The 2,746-nt window shown below is 73.8% G+C and carries 1 protein-coding gene; it reads left to right on the top strand.

The genetic code is table 11. The features are described 5' to 3' along the window. On the top strand, nt 1-2,746 hold a 2,746-nt coding region (locus GUY60_RS36520), incomplete at both ends, for an FAD-binding and (Fe-S)-binding domain-containing protein (RefSeq protein WP_161705801.1).

The raw sequence follows: 2,746 nt of genomic DNA, 5'->3' as shown, positions 1-2,746 counted from the left end.
CCCCCGCACCCTCGCCCGCCTCGAACGGGACCTCCGGGGCGTCGTCGTGGTCGGTGAGGTCGCGGTCGGGGTGCGGCGGCGGGCCGAGTATGCGCAGGACGCGTCCACCTATCGGCAGGTTCCGGCCGCCGTGGTGCTGCCGGGGAGCACCGACGAGCTGGTCGCGACGCTCGACGTCTGCCAGCGGTACGGAGTCGCCGTCACCCTGCGCGGCGCGGGTACGTCCATCGCCGGGCAGGCCGTCGGGGACGGGGTCGTCGTCGACACCTCGCGGTACCTGAAGGGCGTACTCGGCATCGACCCGGAGGCCCGTACCGCCCGCGTCGAGCCCGGTGTCGTCCTCGACGAGCTGCAGCGGCAGTGCCGTCCGTACGGGCTGCGGTTCGGGCCCGACCCGTCCACGCACGCCCGCTGCACCATCGGCGGCATGATCGGCAACAACGCCTGCGGCACCCACTCCGTCGCCTGGGGCCGCACCGCCGACAACGTCCTGGAGCTGGACGTCGTCACGTACGACGGGCACCGGATGACGCTGCGCCGGCTCACCGAGGACGAGCTGCGGGACGTCATCGAGGAGGGCGGGCGGCGCGGCGAGGTGCACGCGCGGCTCCGGGACCTGCGGGACGCTCATCTGGCGCTGCTGCGCACCGAGTTCGGGCGCTTCCGGCGCCAGGTGTCCGGGTACAGCCTGGAGCATCTGCTGCCGGAGCGCGGCTTCGACCCGGCCGCCGTCCTCGTCGGCACCGAAGGCACCTGCGCCGTGGTGCTCTCCGCGACGGTCCGGCTCGTGCCGCTGCCCGCCCGCCGCACCCTCGTCGCCCTCGGCTTCCCCGACCTGCCCGCCGCGGGCGACGCGGCCCGGCACGTACTCGAACACCAGCCGATCGCCTGCGAAGGGCTCGGCGGCGACCAGGTCGCGGCGCTGCGCCGGAACGTCCCGGACGCGCGGCCCGAGAAGCTGCTGCCCGCCGGAAAGGGCTGGCTGCTCTGCGAGTTCGGGTACGAGGACGACGTCCAGGACCCGGCCGCCGACGAGGAACTCGCCCGCGCGCTCGGCCGCGACACCGGCGCCATGGATGTACGCCTGGTCGCGGACCCCGCCGAGCAGGCCGCGCTCTGGCGGATCCGCGAGGACAGCTCGGGCCTCGCCACCCGCGCCCCGGACGGCTCCGAGGCGTGGCCCGGCTGGGAGGACTCGGCCGTACCCGTGGAGCACCTCGGCGACTATCTGCGCGACCTCGAAGCGCTGCTCGCCCGGCACGGTCTCCAGGGCACGCCGTACGGGCACTTCGGTGAGGGCTGCGTACACATCCGGATCGACTTCGACCACGGGACTGCCGAGGGCGTACGGATCTTCCGGGCGTTCATGGCGGAGGCCGCCGAGCTCGTCGGACTGCACGGCGGCACCCTGTCGGGGGAGCACGGGGACGGGCAGGCGCGGGCCGAGTTCCTGCCGCTGGTGTACAGCGCCGAGGCGATGGCCGCGTTCGGTGACTTCAAGGACGTGTGGGACCCGGAGAACCGGCTCAACCCCGGCATCCTCGTGCACCCGCGCCCCGCCGACGAACGGCTCCGTATCCGTCCCGGCCACCGGCCGCGGCTGCCGATGGCGACGACGCTCGCGCTCGCGGACGACGATGGGGACCTCTCCCGCGCGCTGCGCCGCTGCGTCGGCGTCGCCAAGTGCCGTACGGAGTCGGGCGGGGTGATGTGCCCGAGCTACCGCGCCACCCACGACGAGAAGGACTCCACCCGAGGGCGTGCGCGGGTGCTCTACGAGATGGTCCAGGGCGAGGTGGTCACCGCCGGCTGGCGTTCCAAGGAGGTACGCGAGTCACTCGACCTGTGCCTGTCCTGCAAGGGCTGCAAGAGCGACTGTCCGGTCGGCGTGGACATGGCCACGTACAAGGCGGAGTTCCTGCACCAGCACTACCGGGGGCGGCTGCGGCCGGTCACGCACTACTCCCTGGGGTGGCTGCCGCTCTGGTCGCGGCTCGCCGGGCGCGCGCCGCGGCTCGCGAACGCCGTCACCGGCGGCGGGGCCGCGGCGGCGTTCCTGAAGCGGGCCGGTGGGATCGCGCCGCAGCGCGATGTGCCGCCGTTCGCTCCGCAGCGGTTCCGCCGCTGGTTCGAGAGCCGTACGCCCCGGCCTGCGGACGGCGAGCGGCAGCAGGTGCTGCTGTGGCCGGACACGTTCACCGAGTACTTCACGCCCGAGGTGGGGCGGGCCGCGGTGGAGGTCCTGGAGCACGCCGGGTTCGAGGTGCTGCTGCCCCCGGACCGGCTGTGCTGCGGTCTGACCTGGCTGACGACCGGTCAACTCGACAAGGCCCGCAAGGTGTTGGGCCGCACTCTGGAAGCCGTCGACCCGTATCTGCGGCGCGGGATCCCGTTGGTCGGCCTTGAGCCCAGCTGTACGTCGCTGTTCCGCAGCGACGGCACCGAACTCCTCGCCGACGACGACCGTGCCCGGCGCGCCGCACAGCAGACCCTGACCTTCGCCGAACTCCTCGACCAGCGCGCCCCGGACGTGGAGTTCGGCCGCCTCGACACGACGGCCCTCACCCAGACGCACTGCCACCAGCACGCCACGCTGGGCAGCGCCGCCGACGACCGGGTGCTCGCCCGCGCCGGCATCGACAGCGGCCGGCTCGACTCCGGCTGCTGCGGGCTCGCGGGCAACTTCGGCTTCGAGCGGGAGCATTACGAGGTGTCGGTGCGGGTGGGCGAGCAGGCGCTGTTGCCC

Origin of the sequence: Streptomyces boluensis (genome assembly GCF_009908195.1) — a bacterium.
Taxonomy (GTDB): domain Bacteria; phylum Actinomycetota; class Actinomycetes; order Streptomycetales; family Streptomycetaceae; genus Streptomyces; species Streptomyces boluensis.
This window is presented reverse-complemented; position numbering and strand designations above follow the sequence as displayed.